Below are 21288 nucleotides of genomic sequence, written 5' to 3'. Positions count from 1 at the left end.
GCGCCCACGCTGAATTGTGAACGGCGCGCGGCCGAGCTCAGTCCAGTCGGATGCCCCACTGCAGGGTCCAGGTCTCGCCGGGGGCGAGGCGGCGCAGGCCGACACCGCTGTTCAACGCGTCGGCGGGCGCGGTCATCGGCTCGATCGCGACCGCGAGAGGCTGCCCCGGATACTTGTCGGTCGTATAGACCTGCACGACGTCGAAGCCGGTGCCCTGCCAGAGGGTCACGCGCCGGCCATCGGGGGCGGTGAGCGAGTGACGCACGAGTCCGTCGGCATCGCGGTCGAGGTCTGTATACCCCGTGTCGAGGCTGACATCGCCGAGCCGCACGCCGTCGCGAAGCGCAGCATCCGCGGGCACTGTGCCCGTCGGCAGCATCCGCTCATCGGTCGTGAACTGCGTCTGCGCAGGCACCCGCAGCACCAGATCGTGCGCGTCCACGTCGCCGATCGTGACGAACGGATGCGTTCCGAGGGCGACCGGCGCAGCCGTGGCCGAGCGGTTCGTCAGAGTGTGCGTGACGTCGATGCCTTCGGCGTGCAGCACGTAGGTCACGCTCGTCTCGACTAGGTACGGGTATCCGGTCTGCGGGAAGATCGTGGCACTCAGCGCCGTCGCCGACGCGGATTCCTCGATGTCGTACGCCGTGAAGCGGAGCAGTCCGTGACTCGCGTTGCGGAACTTCGGCTCGGTGACCGCGAGCTGGCGCGCGGCGCCCTCGTCGTCCCAGAGCCCGTCGCGAACACGGTTCGGCCACGGTGCGAGCACCACGCCCGAGCACGACGGTGTCGGGGCGTCGATCGGGTAGGGGGCGATCAGATCGACCGAGCCGATGCGCAGCGATCGGAGGGAGGCGCCGACCTGAGCGACCTGCGCGCTGACGTCGCCGAGCTGGAGGTACACCTGGGTGCCGGTGGGGGATGCGGAGTTCACCCCGCAATCGTATGGCGATGCGTGAGTGTCAGGGGGACTGGGCGGATTTTCAGGAGCGACCGCTACAATTGCTGGGTCGGCTTCGGACACCCGCGCAGTGCGCGGACGTTTTTGTGTAAGAAGTGTGAGTCCAGGGGCCGATGGTGAGCGTCGCTCGACGCTAATCAACCATCACATGAATGGCCCCGGCCGCTGACAGTCCGGAACCCCGCCCGATCGCATCCGATCCGGCGCAGGGTGCTCGCGCGTGTGCGCGGCGCCGTTCTCGTGCGAGAACTCAGAAGGACATCCCCATGCCCAAGAACAAGAAGCCCCGCGGCGGACGCCCCGCCGCCAACTTCGAGCCGCGCTACGGCGCGAACAAGACCTCGTTCCACGACCGCAACTCGGGCGGCCGCGACGGTGCGCGCGACACGCGCGACTCCCGCGATGCCCGTGGCGGGCGAGCGGACGCCGGCGAGCGCCGTACCCCGGCTGCCGGCTTCGACCGTCGCCCCGGCAGCCGCAGCGCGAGCCACCGTGGCTACCGTCCGGCTGAAGAGGGCGGTGCCCCCAAGCAGCGCTGGTCGTCGCAGGAGCGCGCCGGCCGCGACGAGGCCCGTGGTATCCGCAACCGCGCGGAGTCGGGTCGCCGCGAGGCGCCGCACAACCGCGACGACCGCCCGCGCTACAACGACCGCTCCTCCGCGGGCTTCGATCGTCCGCGTCGCGATGACCGTGGCGGCCAGCGTCCGACCGGTCCCGGCACGTACCGCGATGAGCGCGGCGGCCAGCGCGACGAGCGTCCTCGCCGTGACGACCGCGGTGCGGGCACGCAGCGCCAGGGCTTCCGTGACAACGATCACCGCGATGGCGGCCGTCCGGGCCGTGACGACCGCCGTGACCAGCGTTCCGGTGGCTTCCGCGACGATCGCGGTGGCCAGCGCTTCACCCGTGACGACCGCCCTGCCCGTTCGGGCGACCGCACCGAGCGTCCGCGCTTCGACCGTGACGACCGTCCTCGTCGTGATGACCGTGGCGCAGGCCCGCGTCGCGATGACCGTGGTGGCGCCGAGCGCTCTGAGCGCTCCTACGACGCCGACCGTGCTCGTCGTGCCTTCGACCGTGACCGCACTCAGCGTTCGATCGAGGGCGGCCGCGACGAGCGTTCGCGTCCCTCGACCGGTGGCGCGTACCGCACCGAGCGTCCCCGCCCGTTGACGTCGGACACCCGCGGGCGGCCGTCGCGCAACGAGCGTCCCAGCCGCAACGACTGGAACGCCACGGCGGCACCCGCCAAGAAGTTCGAGCAGACGGATGACGTCGTGCACGAGCGCCTCGAGGCGAAGTCCGTCGCAGCGGTCGAGGTCGACGGTGTGACCTTCGGTGACCTCGGTCTCGGATCCAACATCGTCGAGACCCTCGTCGGCATGGGCGCGGCGACGCCGTTCCCGATCCAGGCCGCCAGCATCCCCGCTGTGCTCGCCGGTCGTGACGTGCTCGCGCGTGGCCGCACCGGCTCGGGCAAGACCATCGCTTTCGGTGCACCGCTCGTCGAGCGCGTGCTGCAGTCGCAGGCCGGCAAGCGTCGTGAGTTCGGTCGGTCGCCCCGTGCGATCATCCTCGCTCCGACCCGCGAGCTCGCGCTGCAGATCGACCGCACCATCCAGCCGATCGCCCGCAGCGTGGGCCTCTTCACCACGCAGATCTACGGTGGTGTGCCGCAGGGCCGCCAGGTGGGTGCACTGAAGAAGGGCGTCGACATCGTCATCGGCACGCCCGGTCGCGTCGAAGACCTCATCAACCAGGGCAAGCTCGACCTCTCGGACTGCCGTATCGCGGTGCTCGACGAGGCCGACCACATGTGCGAGCTCGGATTCGTCGAGCCCGTGCAGCGCATCCTGCGTCACACGGCCGACGGCAGCCAGAAGCTCCTCTTCTCGGCCACGCTCGACCGTGAGGTCGCGGCTCTCGTCGACGAGTTCCTCGTCGACCCGGCCGTCTACGAGGTCGCCGGCGAAGACCAGGACTCGAGCACGATCGAGCACCGCGTGCTCGTGATCGAGCACCGCGACAAGGCCGACATCCTCACCTCGCTCGTCGACCGCGCCGGCAAGACCCTGGTCTTCGCGCGCACCCGTGCGTACGCCGACATGCTCGCCGAGCAGTTCGACGACGCCGGCATCCCCGCGGTCTCGCTGCACGGTGACCTCAACCAGGCCAAGCGCACGCGCAACCTCGAGCGCCTGACCTCGGGCCGCGTGAGCGTGCTCGTCGCGACCGACGTCGCCGCCCGCGGCATCCACGTCGATGACATCGACCTGGTCGTCCAGGCCGACGCTCCCGACGAGTACAAGACGTACCTGCACCGTTCGGGCCGTACGGGCCGCGCGGGTCGTTCGGGTCGCGTCGTCACGCTGATCACGCGTCAGCGCCAGCGTCGCATGACCGAGCTGCTGGAGCGCGCCGAGATCGACGCGCCGTTCGAGAACGCTCGCCTGAACGACGACCTGATCGAGGAGATCGCCGGTCGCGTGCCGACCGCGGCAGACCTCACGGCCTGATCCGTCACAACGAAGGCCCCGTCCCTGCATCTGCGGGGGCGGGGCCTTCGTCGACTCAGCCGAGCTCGTGCTCGTGCACGCCGCTTGTCAGACTCGTGCCGTTGAGGTCGAGATACAGGGTGCCCTCGGTGCGCGTGATCGTCATGGTGTTGCGGCGCGCGATGAGCGGCGCGGCGGAGTCGACGAATCCGGGGTCGAAGCTGTAGACGCGGAGGTCTTCGGCGCGGTGGATGCGCTTGTCTGCCCACGGCGCCATCACCTTCGCCGGGTCACGATGCGTGTAGACGACCGTACGCTCGGCGAGACGGCTGCCGTAGTGCAGGCGTTCGGCGTCGGGCGCGCCGACCTCGATCCAGGCGGTGATCTGGCCGGTGAGGTCGCGCACCAGGACAGCGGGCTCGTCGGTCTGGGAGATGCCACCGCCGAAGGTGATCCCCTCGGTGAACTCGAGTCCGTATGCGAGAACCCGGGTGAGCATGTAGGCATCGGTCTCGGACGGATGCCGCGCGGCGCGCAGTGCGAAGTCGTCATACACGCCGCGATCCATGTCGGCGAGCTGGACGTCGAACGTGTGCATCGTGGAGCCGGTAGCCATAACGAACGAGCCTACGCGCCTGCGGCGCACGCGTTCGACGTCGGTGCGATCAGAGGCTCTGCCCTCAGAACAGCATCGGCTGCGCGGCAGCCGGCGACGGCGTGAACGCGGGCGCAGGGCGCCCGTGAGGTGCAGAGGCCCGGATGCCACGCACCGGATAGTCGTCTTCGTGCTGTCCGTCGAGCCCGTGCAGTCTGATCAGCGGTCGCGCGCGTTTGGCGAGCCACTGGCGGTAGCCCTTCGGGGCCTCGGCGGAGACCCCCGGATACAGCCCGCGATACGACGACACGAGGTCGGGGCGGTGCTCGCCGAGCCACTGCATGAACCAGGGCTTCACCCCGGCCCGAAGATGCAGGGCGCCGTAGACGACGCTGCTCGCTCCGGCCTCCCTGATGCGACGCAATGCGGTGTCGATCGCCTCGAGCGAGTCGGTCATGTGCGGCATGATCGGCATCAGGAACACCGTCACACGGAACCCCGCATCGCGCAGGGCTCGCACCGTGTCGAGTCGCGCTTGGGTTGTCGGGGTGCCCGGTTCGATCGCCTTCTGCAGCTCGTCGTCGTACATCGCGATCGACATCTGGATGTCGATGGGCACCCGCCGAGCGGCTTTCACGAGCAGCGGGATGTCGCGCCGGATCAGTGTGCCCTTGGTCAGGATCGAGATCGGGGTGCCCGATGCCGCGAGCGCCTCGATGATCCCGGGCATGAGCTTGTAGCGACCTTCGGCGCGCTGATACGGGTCGGTGTTCGTGCCCAGTGCGACGGTCTCGTGCTGCCAACTGCCTCGTCGCAGCTCCTTCTGCAGCACCTCGACGATGTTCGTCTTGACGACGATCTGCGAGTCGAAATCGGAACCGCCGTCGAGATCGAGATACTCGTGCGTTCCGCGAGCGAAACAGTAAACGCATGCATGACTGCATCCGCGATAGGGGTTGATCGTCCACGCGAACGGCATACGCGAGGCGCCCGGAACGTGGTTGAGTGCCGACTTCGACAGCACCTCGTGGAAGGTCATGCCCGCGAACTCCGGGGTGGTCACGGAGCGGACGATGCCGGCGCGGTTCTCGAGCCCGGGCAGCGCAGAGTCGTCGACGTCTCCGACCTTCTGTCCCTGCCACCGCATGCCTACAGTCGAACATAAAGACGACAGTCGCGTCAACCCGGATCGGACATCTCTTCTACTCGAGTTAAGGGACAATGGATCCATGACTTCCGCGTTGCAGCCTCAGCATGCTGCGCCGCGATCTCCGATCCGCGGACCCGCTCTCCCGGCAGGACTCGCGGTGACCGCCCTCGGCATCCTGCTGTCGATAGCGAGTGCCCCGGTGGCTGCGGCCCCGCAGGCTGCGCTCGAGATCCTTCCCGAGCCCGTGGTGGTGCAGGCGGTGCCGGAGGTGCAGGTCGGTGCGACCACCGCGGCCGATCCGTGTTCCGAGCCGAGCGTCCTCGAGGCGATCGCGGTGGCCGACGATTCGGCGATCATCGCGGGATTCGGTGGCGGCGAGAGTTTCCGGGCGGCGGTCGTGGCGGGTAACGCACCCTGCGTCTCGCTCTCCGACCCTGCGCACGTCTGGGTCGTCGTCAACAAGGCGCGCCCGCTCGATCCGATCGAGTTCGCGCCGGCGTCGCTCGCCGATCTCCCCGTGCAGATGACCACACGGTCGGGCCAGGCGAGGTCCGACGTCGCCGCGGCGGTCGGCGCGCTGGCTGCGGATGCTGCCGCCGAAGGAGCCGGCACCATCGGCGCGAACAACGGCTACCGCTCGTATGATCTGCAGGTCGTCACGCACGCGTCGCACGTGCGCAACAGCGGCCAGGCGGGGGCGGATGCGTCGTCGGCGCGTGCCGGTCACAGCGAGCACCAGACCGGGCTCGCGCTCGATCTCGTGGCCTGCGGCCCCGCGTGCGGTGGAATCGATGCCTTCGGCGGCACAGCCCAGGGCGCGTGGGTGGCCGAGAACGCGTGGGAGTACGGCTTCATCGTGCGCTACGAGCAGGTCGGGTCGGGCATCACCGGGTACAAGCCCGAGCCGTGGCATCTCCGGTATCTCGGCCCCGAGCTCGCCGCCGCCTATCACCAGGGCGGCTATCACACGCTCGAGGAGTTCTTCGCACTTCCCGCGGCTCCTGATTACACCCACTGACCAGCCCTAAAGGCGCTCTGAGGGCATCCGACAAGTGCGAGACCCAGTCTCACGGTCTGTGAGATGCATTCCCACAACGGTCTGTCGCCGTGTCGGCGAACCGGCATAGAATCGCCGGGAGCAAAGACGCACGAGACGTTCGGGAGGACGCAATGGAACGCGACATCTACGAAGAGGATCACGAGGCCTTCCGCGACCTCGTCAAGGACTTCGTCAAGCGCCATGTGAGCAATGAGGCGATCGAGCGGTGGGATGCCGCGGGTGAGATCGATCGGCCCACCATGCTGGCGGCCGGTGAGGCCGGCCTGATCGGACTGTCCGTCCCCGAGGAGTTCGGCGGAGCCGGCATGCTGCAGGACTATCGCTTCCGCACCGTCGTGATGGAAGAGGTCATCGCCGCGGGCGCGGGTTCGCTGGCCGGTGCCTTCGGCATCCAGGACGATCTGGCCGTTCCCTACCTCGTGCACATGGGCACGCAGGAGCAGAAGGAGAAGTGGCTGCCCCGTATGGCCACGGGTGAGGTGCTCGGCGCTCTGGCCATGACCGATCCCGGTGCGGGCTCCGACCTGCGAGGCATCAAGACCAACGCCAAGAAGGTCGACGGCGGCTACATCCTCAACGGCGCCAAGACGTTCATCTCCTCAGGTACGACGGCCGACGTCGTCGTCACCTTCGTCAAGACCGGCGAGGGCAACCGTCCCGACGCGTTCAGTCTGCTGCTCGTCGAGAAGGGCATGGAGGGCTTCGATCAGGGCAAGAAGCTCAGCAAGATGGGCTTCCACGGCTGGGACACCGCCGAGCTCAGCTTCACCGACGTGTTCATCCCCGACGAGAACCTCATCAGCGGCAAGGAAGGGCAGGGCTTCATCCAGCTGATGCTGAACCTGCCGCTCGAGCGTCTGTCGATCGGCGTCGCCGCGGCCGCGGCTGCGCAGGCCGCTCTCGACTGGACCGTCGCCTACACGAAAGACCGCGAGGCGTTCGGCGAACGCATCGCCGACTTCCAGAACACCCGCTTCCGGCTCGCCGACATGGCTGCGACCACCGACGCGATGTGGGCGTACATCGACCGCGCGCTGATCGCCTACAAGAACAGCACGCTCACCGCCGAGGACGCCGCGAAGGTCAAGTTCTGGGCGACCGAGCGCGAGTGGGAGGTGCTCGACACGGGCGTGCAGCTGCACGGCGGCTACGGCTACATCATGGAGTACCCGATCGCCCGCGCCTTCACCGATGCCCGGGTGCACCGCATCTACGGCGGCACGAACGAGATCATGCGCGACCTCGTCGGTCGCCAGATCGTCGGCAAGCGCTGACGAGTCTTCTGGAGAAGAGCCCAGGGTGCCGGCATCCTGGGCCCTTCTGCCGTGCTGACGGTGGTAGGAACATTCCTACTTGGGTAGCATCGAGGTATGACGAACGCCAAGGTGAGTCTGAGCTTGAGCGAAGCTGACGTCGCATTCCTCGATCTGGAGACGCTGAGCGGCAGATACGCCTCTCGCTCTGCCGCAGTGCAGGATGCCGTTCGACTCCTGCGCGAGAGCCGGCTGGCTGATGCCTATGCAGAGGCGTTCGCCGAGGGGTACGACGACGCGTGGGATGCCGCTGACGCCGACGGCCTCGCGTCCGCATGACCGATTCGTCCATCCCCCTCCTGCGCCGGGGGCAGATCATGCTCGTGTCCTTCGACCCGGCGGTCGGTTCCGAAGCGAGCAAGATCAGGCCCGCCGTGCTGGTGAGCAACAATGCGGCGAATGCCGAAGCGATGCGGTCGCCACGCGCCACGGTGACGGTCGTGCCGGTCACGTCCAACACGACGCGGATCTGGCCGTTCCAGGTGCTGCTGCCCGCCGACGCGACTGGCCTTGATCACGATTCGAAGGCGCAGGCCGAGCAGGTGCGCACCATCGCCGTCACTCGGATCGTGCGCCCGATCGGATGGGTGCCGGCCGATCTCATCGCCGCGATCGATGATGCCCTTCGTCTGCATCTCTCACTCTGACGCTCCCGACTCCGAAGCTGTGTCCGGAGTGCGGAAGGGCCGGTCAGCGCGGCAGGCGAGATCCGACGCCGGCCTTGCGCAGTCGGTCCGCGATGAGGATGCCGAGGGCGGTGCCGCCGAGGCAGCTGGCGAGAGTCACGGCGAAGAACGTGATCTGCAGCGCGACGCTGAAGCTTCCGAGATCGAACGACGCCCAGGCGAGGATCGGGTACACGATGCCGACGATCGCCGCCCCGAGATAGTGGAGCCAGGTTCGCCAATAGCGCCAGATGACGAACAGGAACGGCAACTCGGTGAACGCCGCCCACCAGAGGTTCGTCGCGACGCTGCTGAAGCCGTAGCCCGAGAAGGGCACGATCACGAGGCCGGCGAGGAGGCCCACCAGCAGGCCGACGAGCGGGCGCCGCAGCAGTCGGAGGGCGACGACCGAGGGCAGCAGCCAGAGTCCGGCGAGTCCCACACTCACGAACGGCAGGCCGGGGAAGAGGATCGTCGAGATCCAGTTCGCCGGGGCGAGCAGCGCGCCGCCGGCGACGCCGAGCGCCGCGCAGGTCAGCAGGATCGCGGTCGGGAAGCGCAAGCGTGAGCGTCCGCCACCTGTGCGGGGTCGATTCCGCACCCCGGATGCCGGATTCGGATGCGGTTCTGGCTCCGCAGCGGGACGCGGATCGACGTACGGGTTCGTGCCGCCGGCATCCGGACCGCTCACGAGAGGGGCTCCGCCGCCGCGTCGCGGGCGGCCTTGGAGCTGGGCGACGCCGCGCCGATCTTCCAGTAGCCGCAGAAGCTGACGGCGTTCTTGTCGACACCGCGCTCGCCGACGAGATGCTTGCGGGCACCGGATGCCAGCGACTGCTCACCGGCCGCGTACGCGTGGAACGGCGCTTCGGGCAGCGTCAGCTCACCCAGTCGGGCCAGCGCGAACGACCCCGGAGGGAACTCGTGCGGGCGCACGAGCCAGACCACGTCGACACCGCTCGGATGCGCGAACTCGAGAGCATCCTCGTCTGTGGGCACCTCGATCAGGGCCGTGCCCGTGGCGTCTGCCGGCAGCGAGGCGCAGATCGAGGCGATCGCGGGCAGGGCCGTCTCGTCTCCGATGAGCACGACGCGATCGGTGCCGCGCTGCGGGTTGAAGGTGAGTCCCTCGTCGATGATCAGCACGTTCTCGCCGGGCTCGCAGGTCTCGGCCCACCGGGATGCGGGGCCGGCGGTTCCGTCAGCGGCAGACCCGTGCAGCACGAAGTCCACGTCGATCTCGGCCCCGGCATCCGCGGTCGCCGGCCGGTATGCGCGCACGCTGTAATTGCGCATCACCGGGCGCTCGCCGTCGGGGATGCGCAGGAACTTCATGTACCCGAACATCCTGTTGGCCTTGGCGGGCACGCGGTCGAGCCCGGCATCCCCACCGATCGGCAGGAACAGGCGGAACCACTGGTCGAAGCCCATCGGCCGGAACTTCTCGATCTCACCGCCGCCGAGCGTGATCCGCATCCAGTGCTCCGACAGTCGTTCGGTGCGCAGCACGCTGAGGTGGATGAGTTCGGACGACTCGGGCTTGACGAGTTTGCTGTATGCCATGCGGGCGCCTTTCAGGGCAGCTGCCAGGGGAAGAAGAACGTGAAGATCGCGGCGGATGCGAGCACGCAGACGACGATGAAGACGGTGTCGCGCGTGCGGAACGGTACGAGGTGACGCTCGGTGCGCGTCGGGTGCGCGCCGAAGGCGCGGGAGTCCATCGCGAGCGCGACCCGCTCGGCGTGGCGGATCGCTCCGGCGAGCAGGGGCACGATGTAGCCCCACCCGCGCGCGATGCGTGCGAAGGGCCCACTGCCTCCGTGGTGTCCGCGAACCCGATGCGCCGCGCGGATCACGGCGAGCTCGTGCCCGAAGCGCGGGACGAATCTGAAGGCCGCGAGCGCCGTGTATCCGATTCGATACGGCACCCGCAGTTGCTGCACGCTCGCGCGCACGAGGTCGGGGCCGCTCGTCGTCAGACCGCCGATGAGCGCCAGTGCGACGATGGCGCCGAGACGCAGTGCCGTCGCGAAGCCGATCGCGAGAGCGCCCCGGTACAGCGTCCAGTCACCGAGCTCCACCACCGCAGTGGTGCCGTCGACGAGCCCCGCATCGACCCACAGCGAGAATCCGACGCCGATCGCGAGCAGGCCGATCGGCAGGGCGGCGAACAGCAGGGCCGCGATGCGCGCAGTGAGCCGAGATCCCACGACGATCGTGGCGAGGGCCACGATCAGGAAGGTGGCGGGGGTGGCGAGATCGCGCACGGCGATGAGCACCAGCATCGCCGGTGCGACGCCGGCGACCTTCGCGAGCGGGTTCAGCGCGTAGAGGAACTGGCGGGGAGCGGATGCCGCCACGCCGGCGTACGGATCGAAGGTCTGCACGCTCATGCGATGGCCTGTCCTGTCGCGGCCAGCATCCGCTGGAGTGCGGGCAGACGCAGACCCGCCTCGACGAACGGCGTCTCATCGGCGAAGAGGTCGCCGGTGCGGCCGGCGGCGTGCACACGTCCGTCCTTCAGGATCACGGTGTGCGACGCGTGCTCCGCCACGAGCTGCAGATCGTGGGTGACGATCAGGATCGTGGTGCCCTCGTCTCGCAGGTCGTTCAGAAGCGCGAGGAGTTCGGATGCCCGCGCGCGATCCTGCCCGAACGTCGGCTCGTCGAGTGCGAGCACTCGAGGGCGCGTGATCAGCGCCGTCCCGACCGACAGGCGCCGCTTCTCCCCGCCGGACAGCAGGAAAGGATGCACTGCGGCCTTCGCCTCGAGCCCGAATCGCCGGAGCATCGAGTCGACGCGCTCGCCGACTTCGGCATCCGGGGTGCGGCGCAGCCGGAGTCCGTGCGCGAGCTCGTCGAACACGGTGTGCGCGATGAACTGATGCTCGGGGTTCTGGAACACGAAGCCGATGCGGCTCGCGAGCTCACGAGGCGATGCGGATCCCGGGTCGATGCCGTCGACCGTCACCTGTCGTCTGGGTGGGGGCACGACACCGGCCAGCGCCTGCAGCAGCGTGGTCTTGCCCGCGCCGTTCGTGCCGATGATCGCGGTGAGGGTGCCCGGGTCGACGTCGAGGTCGACACCGCGCAGGATCTCGGTGCGGCGGCGGTGCACGGTGAGACCGCGGGCGGTGATGATCGGTGCGGTGTGGGCCTTTTCGGCCGTCGAGCGAGCGGCCTCGGCCGCGTCAGCGCGTGTCATCTCGCCGCTGCGCTCCTCGCTCGTCGAGCGAGCGGAGCGAGACGACACGTCGTGAGTCGTGGCCGCGGCCAGTACCGCTGCGAGCTCGTCCGGCGTGAGCGGCAGCTCGGCGAACTGCATCCCGGCATCCCGCAGGCGCAGCGCGGCCAGCGTCGCCGCGGGCAGCCAGACGCCCAGTGCGATCAGCTCGTCGACGTGGTCACGGATGATCTGGGCCGGTGGTCCGTCGAATGCCACACGCCCGGCGCGATCGAGCACGATCGTCCTGGTCACGAATCCCATGGCCGCGTCGAGGTTGTGCTCGACGAGCAGGATGGCGCGATCGCCGGCAGCGATCACGTCACGCAGCGCCGAGTAGACGTCGTCGATGCCCTGCGGGTCGAGGTTCGCGGTGGGCTCGTCGAGCACGACGAGCGGAGACCCCATCGCGAGTGCGCAGGCGATCGCGAGACGCTGCCGACCGCCTCCCGAGAGCCGGTCGGGATTCTCGTCGCGTCGATCCCACAGCCCCACTCGGCGGATCGCGTCTTCGGCGCGCCGATGCACCTCCGCGAGGGGGAGCAGCAGGTTCTCGGGGCCGAAGGCCACCTCGTCGTAGACGGTTCCGGTGACGATCTGGGCATCCGGATCCTGGAAGACCATCGCGACCCGCGTGCTCAGCTCGGCGGTGGTCGCGTGGGCCGTGTCGACGCCGCCGGCCTCGACGGCACCGGTCATGGTGGCCGGCACGGCGTGCGGGACGAGCCCGTTGAGCGCGAGGGTCAGCGTCGACTTGCCCGAGCCCGAGGGGCCCAGCAGCAGGACGACCTCCCCTTCGGCGATGTCGAAGGTGACGTCTTCGGGAGAGGGGTGCACGGAATCGGCGTGGGTGATCGAGAGGTCACGCACGCGGAGAAGAGGCGCAGATGTGCGCACGGCATAACCCCGGTTCTGCGGATCGGTACCGTTCTAACTTAGCTGAGCCTTACCTGAATCGCCACGCGTCGGATTCGGGTGGCGAGGGCGTCAGCGCCGCGCGACGCCGGCGCGGGACAGGGCTGCGCCGATGGCGAGTCCGACCGCGGTCCAGACGAGGGGACCGAGCACGGAGATCGCCAGATAGGCGATCTGCACCCACGGGGCGAAGGTCGCCAGATCGACCGCGAAGAAGACCACGACCGCCACGATCACACCGATCACCCCGGCCGAGATGAAGAAGCGCCACGGGCCCCACGACCGGTAACGGGTGAGGGCGGCGATGCCCTCCTGGATCGCGCCGAACAGCAGCGCCGTGCCGATGAACCGCAGTGCCCAGGCCGGGTTGAACGCGCTCGAGATGAGTGCCGCGATCAGGTGCGTGACGAGGGCGACGAACGGTCGGCGCAGCACCTCCTGCGCGATGATCCCCGGCAGCACATGCGACCCCAGCACCAGCCCGTAGAGGTACGGAGTGAGCACGATGACGCCCGGTGTGATGAGTCCGGCGATCCCGCCGAGGATGCCGGTGGCGACGCCGATCGCGGCGCAGATCAGCAGCACACGGGTCGTCAGGACGGGGAGGGGGCCACCCTCTCAGCCTACTGTCGACCAATGGCGAGTCGGCTGGCCGATCGTCCAGTAATAACCCTGGAACCTGGAACCGGCAGCTGACTGAGGCGTAGCTTGAGCGGCGGTGCGGCAACCCGGTCGCACGAAGATCATCGGGAGAAGCACATGGGTCGAACACCCCTCCGGATGGCAGCGGCCACCACCTTGGCCACGCTGTTCATCGCATCGACGGCAACCACGGGCTATGCGGCGGAGGAGGTGAACCACCCCACTCCGGTCGACGGCACGCCAGGGCATTACATCGTCGTGATGAAGTCCGACCCGCTCGCGAGCTACACCGGCGATGTCAACGGCCTCAAGGCGACGAAGCCCGCCGAAGGCGAGCAGCTCGAGACGCAGTCTCAGGACTCGCAGCGCTACGTCGAGCACCTCGAGACGCAGCAGCAGACGCTGGCGCAGGAGGTCGGCGTCACTCCCGACACCACCTATCAGGTGGTCCTCAACGGCTTCAGCGCTGACCTCTCGGGCGAGCAGGTCGACCAGCTCCGCGCGTCGAAGGACGTCTACGGCGTCTACCCCGACTTCGTCCGGCATCCGGATGCCCAGACCTCCACCGACTTCCTCGGTCTCGGGGACGACCGGAAGGGTCGCGGCGGTGTCTGGCAGCAGACAGGGGGCGTCGAGAAGGCAGGCGAGGGCGTCGTGGTCGGAGTGATCGACACGGGTATCGCCCCGGAACACCCCTCGTTCGAGGGCAAGAAGCTCAAGAAGCAGAAGAAGAACGACAAGCGACACAAGGGCTCGCAGCCCTACACCGACGGCACCCACGTGTACTTCGACAAGTCCGACGGCGGGCAGTTCCAGGCCGCGATGGTCGAGGGCCAGGACTGGGACAAGAGCGACTACTCGTCGAAGCTCATCGGTGCCCAGTACTTCCACGCGGGCGCCGAGGCGGCGGGCTTCGACTTCCAATACGACTACCTCTCGCCGCGTGACGGCGACGGCCACGGATCGCACACCGCGAGCACCGCGGCAGGCAACTTCGGCGTCGAGGCCTCGATCGAGGACACCGAATTCGGCAGGATCTCGGGCGTCGCTCCGGGTGCCAAGGTCTCGGCGTACAAGGCCTGCTACATCGGCCCCGACGAGGCCGTCACGACCGACGACATCTGCGCGGGCAGCGACCTCATCGCGGCGATCGATCAGGCCGTGGCCGACGGAGTCGACGTGATCAACTACTCCATCGGCGGTGGCGCGGCATCGACCGTGCTCGCCCCCGAAGACATCGCGTTCTTCAACGCAGCAGCGGCCGGCGTCTTCGTGGCCACCAGTGCAGGAAACGACGGCCCCGATCCCGTCACCGCCGACCATGCGTCTCCGTGGTACACCACGGTCGCGGCATCCACCGTCCCGACCTGGGAGGGCACCGTGCAGTTCGACGGCTTCGCCCAGGCCGGAGCCTCGGTGAGCGTGCCGTTCGGCACGACGGTCACAGGTCCCTCGGTCTACGCGGGTGACGCACCGGCTGCCGGTCAGGCGGCCGCCGATGCGGCGCTGTGCCTTCCCGGCAGCCTCGATCCGGCGATGGTCGCCGGTCACATCGTGGTCTGCGACCGCGGCGGCAACGCCCGCGCCGAGAAGTCGCAGGTCGTGAAGGATGCCGGAGGCATGGGCGTCGTGCTCGTGAACGTACCCGGCGCCGCCGACTCGCTCGACAACGACTTCCACGCGGTGCCCACCGTGCACCTCTCGTCGGTGCACCGCGCGGCCGTGCTGGCCTACGTACAGGGCGGGGTCGATCGTCCGATCACGCTCGTGGGCGAGAACACGACCGGGGTCGTGACGCCCGTGCCGCAGATCGCCGGATTCTCGAGCCGTGGCCCGATGCTGGCCGACGGCAGCGACATCATGAAGCCCGACATCGCAGCGCCCGGCGTGGCGATCCTCGCGGCGACGCAGAACGCTCCCGGCGAGGCGCCGACCTTCGGCATCCTGTCTGGCACGTCGATGTCGTCACCGCATATCGCCGGTCTCGCCGCGCTCTACCTCGGTGAGCGTCCGAACGCCAAGCCCGCCGAGGTCAAGTCGGCGATGATGACGACCGCATACGACACCGTGAACGCCGACGGCTCTGCGAACAGGGATCCGTTCCAGCAGGGCGCCGGTCAGGTCGATCCGAAGCGCTTCTTCACCCCGGGTCTGCTCTACCTGAACGACGTGCCCGACTGGGCGGCGTTCCTCGAGGGCAAGGGGCTGGCGGAGTTCGACGGCGTCGAACCGATCGACGGCAGCGACCTCAACATCGCGTCCTTCTCGATCGGATCGCTCGCGAGCGCGCAGACGGTGACCCGCACGGTCACCGCGACGGAGAAGGGCACGTTCACCGCATCCGTCGACCTGCCGGGAGTCAACGTGACGGTCGAGCCCTCGACGCTCACGTTCGACAAGCCCGGCCAGACCGCGACTTACACCGTCACGTTCGACAATCAGAGCGCACCGGTCGAGCAGTGGGCGACCGGATCGCTCACCTGGACGAGCAAGAAGAACACGGTGCGGTCACCGATCGCGGTGTTCCCCGTGACGGCGGATGCTCCGGCCGAGGTGTCGGGAACAGGCGTCGACGGTGTCGCCACGGTCGACGTCACCCCCGGTGTCGACGGTGAGCTCGCGCTGGGACTCTCGGGACTCACCCCGTTCACGCTGCTCGAGGACCCCGACGGCCGCGTCGTCGGGCACTCGGGCGACGAGGCGTCGGGAGACGAGAACAAGGACGTGTCGTGGATCGTCGATGTGCCCGAGGGCACCACGCTCTCGCGCTTCGACCTCGACTCGTCGGACGACACCGGCAGCGACCTCGACCTCACGGTCTATCGGGTCGTGAGCCCCGACGACCTGCGCTACTACGAGCGCTGGCAGTCGGCGACGGGGTCGGCGGATGAGCAGGTCACGCTGCCTGCTCCCACGGCCGGCACCTACCTGGTGGTCGCGAACGTGTACTCGACCTCGGCCCCGATGACGTGGGACATGACCCACGCCTCTGTGCAGCCGGAGGGTGAGGGTGCGTTCACCGCGAACCCGAACCCGATCGACGCCGTCCGCGGCGAGGCGACGAGCTACGAGCTCAGCTGGACCGGCCTCACCGCCGGCACCCGCTACCTCGGACTCGTGCAGTACGGCGAGTCGGACGTGCGCACGATCGTCACGGTCGACGCGCAGTAGCGGAGGGCCTCCGTCTCGGTCGTTGAGCGAGCGGCGGAGCAGCGAGACGAAACGTGGTGGGTGTGCAGGGTCGGCTCACCGCGTTTCGTCTCGGTCGACTGCGTCGTCCTCGCTCAACGACCTCCGTCTCGGTCGTTGAGCGAGCGGCGGAGCAGCGAGACGAAACGTGGTGGGTCTGCAGGGTCGGCTCACCGCGTTTCGTCTCGGTCGACTGCGTCGTCCTCGCTCAACGACCGGGGGTCGACGGCGTCGTCCTCGCTCAACGACCGAGGGTCGACTGCGTCGTCCTCGCTCGACGAACGGGGGTCGACTCCGTCGTCCTCGCTCGACGACCGGGGTCGCGTCAGATCTTCCGACCTCGCGGCATCAACCGCACGTCGGGCAGCGGAGGTGCGGGGATCCGCACATCGTGGCCGTCGACGACGCCGAAGCGGGCGGACGCCGATTCCCAGTCCGCACGCGCATCGACGATCTCCTCATGCGTGCGGCCGGCGAAGTTCCACCACATGACGATCTCGTCGTCGAAGGGTTCGCCGCCGACCAGGAACAGCAGTGCTCCCCGCGAGCTCGACACCTCGACGGCATCCCGCGAGTCGCCGAGGTAGAGCATGTCGTTCTGCGTCATCTCGTGGGTCGACACGGTCGCATCGCCCTCGACGAGCATCAGCCCGTGCTCCCACTCCGTGCGCAGCGGCAGGCGCACGCTCGTGCCGGCGGGGATCGAGATCTCCGCGCCGACGATCGGGGTGTGCACGGTCGCGGGCGACGCGGTGCCGGCGAACTCCCCGAGTACGACGGTGGCCGTGGCATCCGCTCCTTCCTCGGCATCGATCGCGATCTCGAGGCAGCTCGGTGTGACGCTCGAAGCCGCCGACGCCCTGGCGAGCGCCGTCGGGGAGCACCACCCAGAACTGAAGCGCATCGAGCGGGATCGGGTCGTCGCCGATCGAATACTCCGAGTGGGAGATGCCGTTGCCTGCGGTCATGAGGTTCAGCTGACCTCGGCGCAGGTCGGCGTCGCTGCCGAGCGAATCGCGGTGGCGGATCTCACCCACCAGCGGCCAGGTGACCGTCTGCAGGCCGATGTGCGGGTGCGGTTCGACGCGCATCCTGGTGTCTGCCGGCCCGAACCGGTCGAGGAAGCACCACGCGCCGATCGTCGGCAGATTGCGGTGCGGGAGCACGCGCAGTACGTTCATGCCGCGCACTCCGCCGAGCGGTACCTCGCGAGGTTCGAGGATGATGCGGCGTTCTCCGATCATCACGCCTCCGTCGGAGCATCACCGGGGCGCTTCGGCCAGCGGATCTCCGCACCGGGGATCTCATGGGTCGTGAGGTACTTGGCGATGTACGGACACAGGGGCACGATCGCGTCACCGGATGCCGAGGCGTCCGTCAATGCGCGCTCGGCGAGGATGCCGGCGAGACCCTGCCCCTGGAACGCGGGGTCGAGCTCGGTGTGGATGAAGCGGATCGCACCGGGGCGCAGCTGGAACTCGGCGTAGCCGGCGAGCGTTCCGTCGGTGCGGATCTCATAGCGGGACTCGTCGTCGTTGCGGGTGACGGTGATGTCGGTCATCGAGTTCTCCTTCGGGCGTGTGCGTCCAACCTACGCCCGCCGAGTTGTGGACGGGCGGGCCGAGGTCGGCGGGGGTCGTTACGCTGGAGGGATGCCGAAGACTCCCCGTGACCCGTATGAAGGATGGGTCCCTGAGCCTGTCGAAGGGGCGGACGAGCCGTGGGACGGCGCCGGATGGGAGCCGTCGGAGCCCCCCGAGCCCATGGACTGGGAGCCGCAGGGCGCGGGGTATGAGCCTCCGCTCGATTGGGGTCCGGGACCCGTCACCCCGGCGCGACAGGCGACGGCCGCATCCGCTCCGACAGCACGCCGGGCGACCCCCAGCCGGTACCCGACCGCGGCCGAGGCGCTGCACACGGTCTTCGGATACGACGCCTTCCGTGGTGATCAGGCCGCGATCGTCGAGCATGTGATCGGCGGCGGCGACGCCGTCGTGCTCATGCCGACCGGTGGCGGAAAGAGTGTCACCTACCAGGTTCCCGCACTCGTGCGCGAGGGCACCGGGCTCGTGATCAGCCCTCTGATCGCCCTCATGCACGACCAGGTCGATGCTCTGCGTGCCAACGGTGTGAGCGCCGCGTATCTCAACTCCACCCAGTCGATCGACGAGCGTCGTGAGGTCGAGCGCGCGTATGTCGCGGGGGAGCTCGATCTCATCTACGTCGCACCCGAGCGGTTGTCGTCGCCGCAGACGACGGCACTTCTGCAGCGCGGCACCCTGAGCGTGATCGCGATCGACGAGGCGCACTGCGTGTCGCAGTGGGGTCATGACTTCCGCCCCGACTACCTCGCACTCGGCGATCTCGGCGAGCGGTTCCCGGGTGTGCCGCGCATGGCGCTCACCGCGACCGCCACGCGTGCCACGCACAAGGAACTGACCGAGCGGCTGCGCCTGGACGCCGCGAAGCACTATGTCGCGAGCTTCGACCGTCCCAACATCCAGTACCGGATCGTGCCGAAGGTCGACCCGCGCAAGCAGCTCGTGGCCTTCATCCGTGCGCAGCCCGAGGGCTCGGTGGGCATCGTCTATGCACTCAGCCGCAAGTCGGTCGAGCAGACGGCGACCTATCTCGCGGCGCAGGGCTTCGACGCCTTGCCCTACCACGCGGGTCTTCCCGCCGAGGTGCGCGCGAAGAACCAGTCGCGCTTCCTCCGCGAAGACGGCGTCGTGATGGTCGCGACGATCGCGTTCGGGATGGGCATTGACAAGCCGGACGTGCGCTTCGTCGCGCACATCGACCTGCCGAAGTCCGTCGAGGGGTACTACCAGGAGACCGGTCGTGCGGGGCGTGACGGCGAACCGTCGATCGCCTGGATGGCCTACGGTCTGGGCGACGTCGTGCAACAGCGGCGCATGATCGACCAGAGCCCGGGCGACCGCACCTTCAAGATGCGTCTGGGACAGCACCTCGACGCGATGCTCGCCCTGTGCGAGACGGTCGAGTGCCGTCGGCAGAACCTGCTCGGCTACTTCGGCCAGGAATCCCAGCCCTGCGGCAACTGCGACACCTGCCTCGAGACCGCCGAGACCTTTGACGGACTGGTGCCCGCGCAGAAGCTCCTCTCGACGATCGTGCGGCTCAAGCGGGAGCGCAACCAGGCGTTCGGCGCCGGACACCTGATCGATATCCTCCGAGGCGCCTCGACCGAGCGGATCCGGCAGCAGGGCCACGAGAAGATCGCGACCTACGGCATCGGTGCCGACCTCTCAGACCAGGACTGGCGCAGCGTGGTGCGGCAACTGCTCGCCCGCGGCATCATCGCCGCGCAGGGTGACTACGGCACCCTCGCTCCGGGTGAGCAGGCCGGGGAAGTGCTGAAGGGCGAGACCCCGGTGCCGTTGCGCAAAGACACGATCGGGCGCCCGGCATCCACCCCACGAGCACGCAAGGCGAGCGCGGCGGATGCTCTCGATGCGACCGATCGCGGCCTCTTCGAGGCGTTGCGAGCCTGGCGCGCCGAGACGGCTCGCGAACAGGGCGTGCCCGCGTACATCGTCTTCGGAGACGCGACGCTGCGGGCGCTCGCCGAGCATCGTCCTGGAACCTTGGGCGATCTCGACGGCATCACCGGCATCGGAGCCAAGAAGCGCGATGCTTACGGCGAGGGAGTGCTCGCGGTCATCGCGGCCGCCTGACCGGAACTGCGGTGCTCACCCCGGGGAAGCACATCGTCCAGATGGGCTCGCAGGTGCGCGGCGACGTCGACGGTGTTGCGGTCGTAGAGCCACTGGTACTGCAGGCCGTCCCACAGTGCGAGCAGCCAGATCGCCTCATGCTCGGGGTCACGATGCTCCGGCAGGTCGCCGTCGACCTGCGCGAGCGCGAACAGCCCGGCGAAATGATCGATGACGCGACGGAAGCGCTCGGCGAAGTAGGCGTGAGCCGGATGCGCTGCGGGTACCGCTTCACATGACAGCACCGCATAGACCTCTATGAGGCCCGGCTCGTCGAGGGCGTTCACCTGAGCGCCCTCGGGGGTCGAGCGCAGAGCATCGATCGCTCGCGTGTGCTGGTCGGCTGAGGTGCGCTCCTGGATCGAGCGATCGCGTTCCGAGAGCACGGCGCTGAGCAACTGTTCCTTCGAGGAGTAGTGGTGCAGCAGCGTCGATTTCGAGACCCCGACCGCCTCGGCGATGTCACGAAGACTGGTGTCGCCGTATCCCGTGCGTGAGAAGAGTCGCGTGGCATCGACCAGGATCTGGGCCCGGCGGCGTCGCCCGACCGCATACCCGGGGTCGATCTCCGACGGAACTCCGACCGTCGTCTCGATGAGTGCGGGCAGTGGTCCGGCGGCGTCCTCGGCACGCGGCGGCTGCGCGGGGTCTCGCCAGGCGAGCGGCAGAGCCCAGAGCGCCTCGCGCTCTTCGAGCATCCCGACCACGTCGACGCGCTCCGGCAGATACTGCGACATCAGCTGCAGTCCGTCCCAGCCGGCCATGTGCCGCACGGTCTCGTCGTCGACGTCGCGATCCGCGTCGATCGTCCCGTGCAGCACGGCGTCCTCGAACAGTTCGGAGGTCATCGCTCGAAGACGCGCGTACCGCTCTCGCATGCGCTGGTGCGCGGGGTGATCCGGCGCGGATGCTTCGCCGGTGAGCGCTGCGAACAGCTCGATGTATCCGGGTGCGGTCGCATTGCGCCGGGCGACCTCGGCGAAGATCAGCTCACCGGGCTCGGACGCGGCGGCGATCAGGTCGAAGGCCTTCTCGTTCTCGTCTTCGAAGCCGGCGACGACCTCGGCGAGGAGATCATCCTTCGAGGCGAAGTGTCCGAGAAGACCGGGGTGGCTCACGGATGCCGCTGCGGCGATGTCACGCAGGGACGTGGATCGGTAGCCGTTCGAGACGAACAGCTCGCGGGCGGCGTCGACGATCCGCACGCGCGTCTCCGCTGCGCGCGCCTGTCGCGACCCGGTCGCTGCCGTCGTCATCATCGATGCCCCCTCCCTCCCATTCTCGCTCATTACCAATCGGTCGACATTCAGTTACCACACGGTCGGTTTTGCTGTATCGTCGTC

The 21288-nt window shown here is 68.6% G+C and carries 18 protein-coding genes and 1 pseudogene; 7 read left to right on the top strand and 12 right to left on the bottom strand.

The features are described from left to right. Positions 1–37: 37 nt before the first annotated feature. Positions 38–934 carry an aldose 1-epimerase family protein gene (locus ACZZZN_RS13180; protein ID WP_463505587.1) on the bottom strand — a complete coding sequence of 299 codons (897 nt, stop codon included), beginning with the start codon at positions 932–934 and terminating at the stop codon, positions 38–40. Positions 935–1227: 293 nt separating this feature from the next. On the opposite strand from ACZZZN_RS13180, the gene ACZZZN_RS13175 reads away from it, so the two are divergent. After that, positions 1228–3477, top strand: coding sequence for a DEAD/DEAH box helicase (locus ACZZZN_RS13175; RefSeq protein WP_463505586.1), 2250 nt, complete (start codon positions 1228–1230; stop codon positions 3475–3477). 55 nt (positions 3478–3532) lie between these two features. Here the strand turns inward: ACZZZN_RS13175 and ACZZZN_RS13170 are convergent, their stop codons facing one another. Both ACZZZN_RS13170 and ACZZZN_RS13165 read right to left on the bottom strand, forming a co-directional pair. Then, a complete protein-coding gene (locus tag ACZZZN_RS13170; protein ID WP_463505585.1) occupies positions 3533–4072 on the bottom strand; it encodes a YaeQ family protein in 540 nt (179 codons plus the stop codon). A gap of 64 nt (positions 4073–4136) precedes the next feature. Continuing rightward, the gene (locus tag ACZZZN_RS13165) at positions 4137–5198 is read right to left on the bottom strand and encodes an Rv2578c family radical SAM protein (RefSeq protein WP_463505584.1); all 1062 of its coding nucleotides are present in this window, start codon (positions 5196–5198) and stop codon (positions 4137–4139) included. Positions 5199–5280: 82 nt separating this feature from the next. Between ACZZZN_RS13165 and ACZZZN_RS13160 the strand changes: the two genes are divergently transcribed. From ACZZZN_RS13160 to ACZZZN_RS13145, 4 genes are all read left to right on the top strand, one after another. Further along, positions 5281–6219 carry a M15 family metallopeptidase gene (locus ACZZZN_RS13160; protein WP_463505583.1) on the top strand — a complete coding sequence of 313 codons (939 nt, stop codon included), beginning with the start codon at positions 5281–5283 and terminating at the stop codon, positions 6217–6219. 152 nt (positions 6220–6371) lie between these two features. Next, on the top strand, positions 6372–7535 hold the full coding sequence (locus tag ACZZZN_RS13155) for an acyl-CoA dehydrogenase family protein (protein ID WP_463505582.1): 1164 nt from the start codon (positions 6372–6374) through the stop codon (positions 7533–7535). 96 nt (positions 7536–7631) lie between these two features. Then, positions 7632–7853 carry a ribbon-helix-helix domain-containing protein gene (locus ACZZZN_RS13150; protein WP_463505581.1) on the top strand — a complete coding sequence of 74 codons (222 nt, stop codon included), beginning with the start codon at positions 7632–7634 and terminating at the stop codon, positions 7851–7853. Further along, entirely contained in the window at positions 7850–8221 is a 372-nt protein-coding gene (locus ACZZZN_RS13145; RefSeq protein WP_463505580.1) for a type II toxin-antitoxin system PemK/MazF family toxin, read from the top strand. The genes ACZZZN_RS13150 and ACZZZN_RS13145 overlap by 4 nt, the downstream gene beginning before the upstream one ends. Before the next feature lie 43 nt (positions 8222–8264). On the opposite strand, the gene ACZZZN_RS13140 is transcribed toward ACZZZN_RS13145, so the two are convergent. From ACZZZN_RS13140 to ACZZZN_RS13120, 5 genes are all read right to left on the bottom strand, one after another. Then, the gene (locus ACZZZN_RS13140; protein WP_463505579.1) at positions 8265–8930 is read right to left on the bottom strand and encodes an ECF transporter S component; all 666 of its coding nucleotides are present in this window, start codon (positions 8928–8930) and stop codon (positions 8265–8267) included. After that, a complete protein-coding gene (locus ACZZZN_RS13135; RefSeq protein WP_463505578.1) occupies positions 8927–9802 on the bottom strand; it encodes a siderophore-interacting protein in 876 nt (291 codons plus the stop codon). The genes ACZZZN_RS13140 and ACZZZN_RS13135 overlap by 4 nt, the downstream gene beginning before the upstream one ends. Before the next feature lie 11 nt (positions 9803–9813). Further along, on the bottom strand, positions 9814–10632 hold the full coding sequence (locus ACZZZN_RS13130; protein ID WP_463505577.1) for an energy-coupling factor transporter transmembrane component T: 819 nt from the start codon (positions 10630–10632) through the stop codon (positions 9814–9816). Further along, a complete protein-coding gene (locus tag ACZZZN_RS13125; protein WP_463505576.1) occupies positions 10629–12359 on the bottom strand; it encodes an ABC transporter ATP-binding protein in 1731 nt (576 codons plus the stop codon). The genes ACZZZN_RS13130 and ACZZZN_RS13125 overlap by 4 nt, the downstream gene beginning before the upstream one ends. Before the next feature lie 90 nt (positions 12360–12449). Continuing rightward, on the bottom strand, positions 12450–12962 hold the full coding sequence (locus ACZZZN_RS13120) for an ECF transporter S component (RefSeq protein WP_463505575.1): 513 nt from the start codon (positions 12960–12962) through the stop codon (positions 12450–12452). Positions 12963–13136: 174 nt separating this feature from the next. Here ACZZZN_RS13120 and ACZZZN_RS13115 point away from each other — a divergent pair, with 174 nt between their 5' ends. Then, on the top strand, positions 13137–16190 hold the full coding sequence (locus ACZZZN_RS13115) for a S8 family peptidase (RefSeq protein ID WP_463505574.1): 3054 nt from the start codon (positions 13137–13139) through the stop codon (positions 16188–16190). Between the two features lie 343 nt (positions 16191–16533). On the opposite strand, the gene ACZZZN_RS13110 is transcribed toward ACZZZN_RS13115, so the two are convergent. The 3 genes and pseudogenes from ACZZZN_RS13110 to ACZZZN_RS13100 all read right to left on the bottom strand — a co-directional run bounded on the left by ACZZZN_RS13110 (position 16534) and on the right by ACZZZN_RS13100 (position 17769). Beyond that, positions 16534–17112 carry a pirin family protein gene (locus tag ACZZZN_RS13110; protein ID WP_463505573.1) on the bottom strand — a complete coding sequence of 193 codons (579 nt, stop codon included), beginning with the start codon at positions 17110–17112 and terminating at the stop codon, positions 16534–16536. A gap of 40 nt (positions 17113–17152) precedes the next feature. Next, positions 17153–17389, bottom strand: a pseudogene (locus ACZZZN_RS13105) (pirin family protein); the annotation flags it as partial. A 62-nt stretch (positions 17390–17451) separates the two neighbouring features. Further along, entirely contained in the window at positions 17452–17769 is a 318-nt protein-coding gene (locus tag ACZZZN_RS13100) for a GNAT family N-acetyltransferase (protein WP_241796980.1), read from the bottom strand. Positions 17770–17860: 91 nt separating this feature from the next. On the opposite strand from ACZZZN_RS13100, the gene recQ reads away from it, so the two are divergent. Next, on the top strand, positions 17861–19906 hold the full coding sequence (gene recQ, locus ACZZZN_RS13095) for a DNA helicase RecQ (protein ID WP_463505572.1): 2046 nt from the start codon (positions 17861–17863) through the stop codon (positions 19904–19906). On the opposite strand, the gene ACZZZN_RS13090 is transcribed toward recQ, so the two are convergent. Next, positions 19867–21204 carry a TetR/AcrR family transcriptional regulator gene (locus ACZZZN_RS13090; protein WP_463505571.1) on the bottom strand — a complete coding sequence of 446 codons (1338 nt, stop codon included), beginning with the start codon at positions 21202–21204 and terminating at the stop codon, positions 19867–19869. The two genes, recQ and ACZZZN_RS13090, sit on opposite strands and share 40 nt — an antisense overlap. Positions 21205–21288: the final 84 nt, after the last annotated feature.

It is taken from the genome of Microbacterium sp. AC145 (assembly GCF_979258505.1).
Note: the sequence above shows the minus strand (reverse complement) of the source record. Positions and strands in the feature narration are given on the sequence as shown.

Coding starts and splice junctions, on each gene's coding strand:
- ACZZZN_RS13175 (WP_463505586.1), top strand. CDS start 1,228: ATGCCCAAGAACAAGAAGCCCCGCGGCGGACGCCCCGCCGCCAACTTC.
- ACZZZN_RS13170 (WP_463505585.1), bottom strand. CDS start 4,072: ATGGCTACCGGCTCCACGATGCACACGTTCGACGTCCAGCTCGCCGAC.
- ACZZZN_RS13165 (WP_463505584.1), bottom strand. CDS start 5,198: ATGCGGTGGCAGGGACAGAAGGTCGGAGACGTCGACGACTCTGCGCTG.
- ACZZZN_RS13160 (WP_463505583.1), top strand. CDS start 5,281: ATGACTTCCGCGTTGCAGCCTCAGCATGCTGCGCCGCGATCTCCGATC.
- ACZZZN_RS13155 (WP_463505582.1), top strand. CDS start 6,372: ATGGAACGCGACATCTACGAAGAGGATCACGAGGCCTTCCGCGACCTC.
- ACZZZN_RS13150 (WP_463505581.1), top strand. CDS start 7,632: ATGACGAACGCCAAGGTGAGTCTGAGCTTGAGCGAAGCTGACGTCGCA.
- ACZZZN_RS13145 (WP_463505580.1), top strand. CDS start 7,850: ATGACCGATTCGTCCATCCCCCTCCTGCGCCGGGGGCAGATCATGCTC.
- ACZZZN_RS13135 (WP_463505578.1), bottom strand. CDS start 9,802: ATGGCATACAGCAAACTCGTCAAGCCCGAGTCGTCCGAACTCATCCAC.
- ACZZZN_RS13130 (WP_463505577.1), bottom strand. CDS start 10,632: ATGAGCGTGCAGACCTTCGATCCGTACGCCGGCGTGGCGGCATCCGCT.
- ACZZZN_RS13115 (WP_463505574.1), top strand. CDS start 13,137: ATGGGTCGAACACCCCTCCGGATGGCAGCGGCCACCACCTTGGCCACG.
- ACZZZN_RS13110 (WP_463505573.1), bottom strand. CDS start 17,112: ATGCGCTTCAGTTCTGGGTGGTGCTCCCCGACGGCGCTCGCCAGGGCG.
- ACZZZN_RS13100 (WP_241796980.1), bottom strand. CDS start 17,769: ATGACCGACATCACCGTCACCCGCAACGACGACGAGTCCCGCTATGAG.
- recQ (WP_463505572.1), top strand. CDS start 17,861: ATGCCGAAGACTCCCCGTGACCCGTATGAAGGATGGGTCCCTGAGCCT.
- ACZZZN_RS13090 (WP_463505571.1), bottom strand. CDS start 21,204: ATGATGACGACGGCAGCGACCGGGTCGCGACAGGCGCGCGCAGCGGAG.